Source organism: Candidatus Thermoplasmatota archaeon (assembly GCA_035541015.1).
In the GTDB taxonomy this organism is placed as follows: Archaea; Thermoplasmatota; SW-10-69-26; order JACQPN01; family JAIVGT01; genus DATLFM01.
The window spans coordinates 1-5,150 of record DATLFM010000045.1; the positions used below are offsets into that span (position 1 = coordinate 1).

Here is a 5,150-nt window from a genome sequence, read left to right on the forward strand (position 1 = left end):
GTTGCGCCGAGGTCGACTCGTCGAGCATGCGCGCAACCGCTCGAGGCCATGGGCCTTCTGGCCGGCGCGCGCTACGAATGGAGAGGTCAGACGTACGCGATCGTGCGCTCGCCCGTCACGGCGTCGCGCACGATCGCGTACGTCTGACCTCTCCATTCGTAGCGCGCGCCGGCCAGAAGGCCCATGGCCTCGAGCGGTTGCGCCGAGGTCGACTCGTCGAGCATGCGCGCAAGCGCGGATCGGCGAACGTACAGCGGGTACGTCCGGTCGCGCGACGGGGGCGCGACGGGGTCGCCGCGGACGAACCGTGCCACGGAGGACGCCCCGTCCTCGTCGGGATCGTAGCCGAAGAGGACCGGGGGCGGCGCCCGCTCGAACGTGGGCGATTTGATTTCGCGCGTCACGCGCGGAGGCGGCGGGGTCACGCGCCATCCTCCGGCGGGCGCAGGCGGATCGCGGGCGCAGGCGGGGGCGCGGCCGTCGCCACGCCCGGCACGTAGGGCGCGCGGCGGAAGTGCGCCGCGGCGCGGGTGCACGAGTCCGTGTCGTAGGGGGACGACGGGTTCGGCGAGGCGAGGAGGACCTCGATCGCGCGCACGAACTGGACGAGCGTCGAGCGGAAGTTCCAACGGTCCAAAAGCGCGGTGCAGACGTAGCCGCCGTCCTGCGGGCGCATGATGTTCGGATGGAAGATCGGGGTCTTCCACCGCACAATCGGCTTCTGGAGCGGGTACTCGGCCGTGACGACGAAGCGGAACTCGTGCTCCGTCCGGTCCACGACGCGGCCCTCCACCCAGTCGGGTCCGGGCGATCCCACGAGCCGTACGTCGACGGGCACGGGGAGCCGGGTGGTCTCTCCGGCCGCAAGCTCGTGCGGAAGCTCCTTTCGCGCAAGCGCAAGCTCGTTGCGGACGCGGGAGAGGACGAGATCCGCGGGGAGCGTCATTCCGTCGCGCCCCGACGACCGCCCTCGGGATCGGGAAGCAGCTCGAGCACGTCCCCGTCGATGAGGCCAAGACCGTGCACCTTGTCCTCGCCGGGCAGGATCTTCTTGCCTTGGCGCAGGACGTAGGCGCCGGCGTCCTTCTTCCAGTACGACGCGGCGCTCAGGATGAGGTCCTCGACCGAGTTCTGCGGCGCGACGTCGACCTCGACGCGGTTTCCCGTCTCGGCGTCGCGGATGAAGATCTTCAGGCTCATGGGGGGGCCTCGTGGTGCGGGCAGGCCGAGTTCCGCGCCACCTCGAGGATCTCGAAGCGGTTGCCCATGCCGTCGTAATACAGCATGCTTCGCATAACGTCGTCGGTGCGCCCGTGCAGGATCTTCACGGCCTCGCGCGCCAGGATCGCCCCCACGACGCTTGTCGTGACCGGGTCGGCCGCAAGCGGAGGCTCGAAGACGACGACGTCCTCGCGCCCCGAGCACGCAAAGCGCGTCGAGGCCACGCGAGCGTGGCTTGCATTCGTGGCGCAGGCAAGGCACGGTCCGCCGGGCAATCCGACGAAAACCTTGCCCAAGGTTCCGCGGGTGCCGCCGTCCACGAGCGGGCGCGCGGCCGCCGTCGCAAGCGCGTTTGTCGCCATGCGCGCGGCCACGTTGTCGACGCCCGCCACGACCACGTCGTGCGCGGCGACGTCCTCCTTGGCGAGCTTCTCGACCGCTCCGACCACCGGACGGATGCGGCAGGAAGGATCGAGCGCAAAGAGCCCGCGCGCAAGCGCCTCCGCCTTCGGCGCGCCACGCGCGGCGTCCTCGGGACGGAACAGCGCGCAGCGGTGGAGGTTCGTCTCGACGACGCGGTCGGGGTCCACGATCGTGAGCGAACCAAGGCCGGAAAGGACGAGGTTCTTGCCGGCCTCGTTGCCAAGCGCGCCTGCGCCCACGAGGAGAACGGAGGCGCGCCGCATGCGGTCGACGTCGAACCAGCCCATGCGCCGCGCGCGGTCGAAACGGTCCTCCACGTTCATGCGGCGGCCTCGACGTCACCGTCCGACGGGGCCTCCGGGGCCGCCGGCGCAAGCGCCCCGCAGCCGGGGCACGTTCCGCTGCGGGAGAGGCAGCTGTGGTGGAAGGCAAGCCCGCAGGAGCATTCGGAGCGAGGGGCCTGGAGCTTGAAACGGCCAAGGCAAAGCTCGCACCGCCCCTCGCGCGGCTCCTCGTCGGAGGACACGCGCGGCGCGCGCGTGGCGGACACGCGCCGGTAGGCAAGGACGGCCGCCAGCGCAGCCAAGGCAAGGAGCGGAGCCTCGGGCGGGACGGGCGGCAGGAAGCCCGTCGACTGTGTTGCGGCGGAGCGTTCGCCAAGCGTGTGCTGCTCGAGGTCGGCCACGACGGGGTCGACGCGAAGGTAGCTGAAGCGGACCTCGATGCGGACGGGATCGCCGCCCTCCGCGCGTGGAACGGCGATCTCGAGGAGGTGCGGGCCCGTGGAGACGTCCACCAAGCGTACGCGCAGCGCGACGACCTCCTCCTCGGTCGCCACGAAGGAGCGCCCGTCCAACGCGTAGCCGATCCACGCGGGCGCGAAGCCCAGGTCGGGGATCTGGAACGTGAGCGTCCCATCGCCGACGATCGTCTGCGCAACCGTCTGGCGGAGCGCGCCTTCGGGCGGGAGGACGTCGATGGTAAGGGAAGGCTGCGTGGAACCGTCGTCCGTCCCCTGGGCGTCCCCCGACGCAGGATCCGACGAGGATTCGTGCTGGGTTGCGTTCGAGCCTTCGCCCGGATCGGACGACGACGCGTTCGAGGGATCGGGGGACGACGGCGACGGCGACGAAGGCCCGGAGGATGGCGGCGGCGAGGGCGCGGCCGAGCTGCTCGGCGCGGACGGCTGCGACCCAGACCCCGACGGCTCCGTTTCCTCCGAGGGCTCGTCGGCTGGATCGCTGGCCGGCTCCTCGGGCGGGGAATCGTTTCCGTCGTCCGTGGGACCCGGCGTCTCGTCCGCGGGGCTCTGCGCATCGTCGCCAGAAGCGTTGCTTCCCGAGTCCTCGCCCGGATCGGAGGACCCGCCGTCCGTGCCCCCGTCGGTGGAATTTCCGTTGCCCGGCTCCCCGACCGAGCATTCGGTTTGCTGGCCGTGCGGGGTCGGCTTCTGCGGGTGGCAGGCCAGCGCCCCGCCGGCCAAGATCAGGCCGGTTGTCACTACGGTTACAAGGGCGACGATCCGAATTCTCCTCCAGCCTCCGCTCATGGCTTTGCGGAGTGCAAGTGCACATACTACTTCATAATCGTTGGCGAGTCAGAGTGACCGGTCGAGCGTAGGGTTGATTAATCCTGTGCGGGTGCCCGCCAGGATTTTGAGGCCGACCCGCCGTTGCTGCGCGATGTCCGATTACGAGACGAAACTGAAGCTGGGGCGCAAGCTCGACGGTAGCGCGGACGTGGGCAGCGCCAACCAGGTGAGCGTGCTGTTCCGGGTCGACGAGGCAGGAAACGACACGCACGTGAGCGTGTCGATCGAGAGCGACGCGATGGGACCCGACGACGTGGTCGAGCTGCTGAAGGTCCTCGAGCAGCGGGGTCTCTTCAGCGCGAAGACGACCAAGACGTGGCTCTCGCAGCCCGCCTCCAGCGAAGCGAAGTTCGGAAAAACGACCGTGTGGCAAGGGAAGAACCTGCAGGAGGTCGTTCAGCTTCTCTCGTTGGGCCTCTCCGTCCGCACGGGCGCGGCGCCCGCGGCGTCCGCCGAATCGGCGGGCGACGCGGCGCGCTTGAAAGCTGCGCAGCTTCGCGTGCTCGAGCTGGAGCGCGCGCTAGCCGAGCTCAAGAAGAGCCTTCAGTAGCGGCGACGGCGACGGGTCCAAGCGGGAGCCGGGCCGCGGCGGGCGGGCCGCGCCCCCTCCCCTTGCGGGCCCTGCTCGAACTGGTGCGTCGGACCGCGGGTGCGGAAACGGGGTGCCTCGCGCGAACCCTGGCCACGGGGCGCCTCGCGCGATCGCTGGCTCGTCGAAGGCTCGGAGCGGAACGCCCTGTCGGGGCGGTCCGCCGCATGAGCGGGGAACCGTCGCGGGGGCCTCCGGTCGAATCCGCGCGCGTCCCGGGGGGGCGCTCCGACGGGGCCCGCGTGGAACGGCTTGCGCCGCCGGTTGGGTCCGGGCGAGGGTCCGTCGGGCTCGTGCGCCACGGGCGGCGGGCGCGACGTAGTCTGCGACCCAAGCGGCCCGCGGGCGCGAAGATTCTCTCCCTCGGCGACGCGGGTGAAGGCGAGCGCGTAAGGCTCCATCTGGACGGCCGCCACGCGTTCGATCGTGGCAAGGTCGCGCTTCTGGTCGCGCTGGACGAACGTGAACGCGCGTCCCTCCTTGCCCATGCGCCCGGTGCGGCCGACGCGGTGGACGTAGGCTTCCGGCTCCATGGGGAGATCGTAGTTCACGACGTGGGAGACGTCGGGGACGTCGAGTCCGCGGCTGGCCACGTCGGTGGCGACGAGAAGCTCGAGGCGTCCGCTGCGGAACATGTCCATGGCCCGCGCTCGCGCGTTCTGGCTCATGTCGCCGTGGAGCTCCCCGGCGTCGTATCCGGTCTTCGCAAGCTGCTTGCCGAGGCGACGCGCGCCGTGCTTGGTCCGCACGAACACGAGGGTCTTCTTCGGCTTCTCGGCGGCAAGGAGCGCCAGGAGCGCGCCCTGCTTCTCGTGCTTGTCGGCCGTGAGCTGGAACTGGCGGGCAAGAGGCGTCGTCACGACGTCCTCCCCCACCGACACGTCCGCCGGGTCGCGCAGGATGCGCTCCGAGAGCTTGCGGATGGGCGCGGGAAGCGTGGCGCTAAAGAGCATCGTCTGGCGCCGGGCAGGCACGCGGGCGAGCACGCGCTCGACGTCGGGCAGGAAGCCCATGTCGAGCATGCGGTCGGCCTCGTCGAGGACGAGAACGGCCACGCGGTCCAGCCGCGCCTTGCCCGATCCGAGATGGTCGAGCAGGCGCCCGGGCGTGGCGACGAGGATGGCCGTGCGCTTGTCCGCAAGCGCCGTGTGCTGCGCCGCAAAGCCGACGCCGCCGTACACGCAGCCGACGCGAAACGGCCGGTTGGCGCACATCTTCGCGAGCTCGCCTGCCACTTGGATCGCAAGCTCGCGCGTGGGCACGAGGACAAGCGCGCGCACGCCGGCGACGCTGGGCTCGCGGGCGACGCGCTCGACGATGGGGATG

At 70.9% G+C, this 5,150-nt stretch carries 7 protein-coding genes; 1 reads left to right on the forward strand and 6 read right to left on the reverse strand.

Going from position 1 to position 5,150, the window contains the following annotated elements:
- Positions 1–86: 86 nt before the first annotated feature.
- From VM681_04240 to VM681_04260, 5 genes are read right to left on the reverse strand one after another with little or no spacing between them, the layout of a single operon-like run.
- Positions 87–425: a hypothetical protein gene (locus tag VM681_04240; GenBank protein ID HVL87206.1), complete on the reverse strand. Its 339-nt coding sequence runs from the start codon at positions 423–425 to the stop codon at positions 87–89.
- Entirely contained in the window at positions 422–946 is a 525-nt protein-coding gene (locus VM681_04245) for a ubiquitin-conjugating enzyme E2 (protein ID HVL87207.1), read from the reverse strand. The genes VM681_04240 and VM681_04245 overlap by 4 nt, the downstream gene beginning before the upstream one ends.
- Positions 943–1,200, reverse strand: a complete 258-nt coding sequence (locus VM681_04250; protein HVL87208.1) for a hypothetical protein — start codon at positions 1,198–1,200, stop codon at positions 943–945. The genes VM681_04245 and VM681_04250 overlap by 4 nt, the downstream gene beginning before the upstream one ends.
- Positions 1,197–1,967 carry a ThiF family adenylyltransferase gene (locus tag VM681_04255; GenBank protein HVL87209.1) on the reverse strand — a complete coding sequence of 257 codons (771 nt, stop codon included), beginning with the start codon at positions 1,965–1,967 and terminating at the stop codon, positions 1,197–1,199. The genes VM681_04250 and VM681_04255 overlap by 4 nt, the downstream gene beginning before the upstream one ends.
- Entirely contained in the window at positions 1,964–3,145 is a 1,182-nt protein-coding gene (locus tag VM681_04260) for a hypothetical protein (protein HVL87210.1), read from the reverse strand. The genes VM681_04255 and VM681_04260 overlap by 4 nt, the downstream gene beginning before the upstream one ends.
- 181 nt (positions 3,146–3,326) lie before the next feature.
- Here VM681_04260 and VM681_04265 point away from each other — a divergent pair, with 181 nt between their 5' ends.
- The gene (locus VM681_04265; GenBank protein ID HVL87211.1) at positions 3,327–3,785 is read left to right on the forward strand and encodes a hypothetical protein; all 459 of its coding nucleotides are present in this window, start codon (positions 3,327–3,329) and stop codon (positions 3,783–3,785) included.
- Here the strand turns inward: VM681_04265 and VM681_04270 are convergent.
- Positions 3,779–5,150 (reverse strand): helicase-related protein (locus VM681_04270; GenBank protein HVL87212.1); only part of this gene is annotated, 1,372 nt, incomplete at its 5' end. The genes VM681_04265 and VM681_04270 overlap by 7 nt on opposite strands.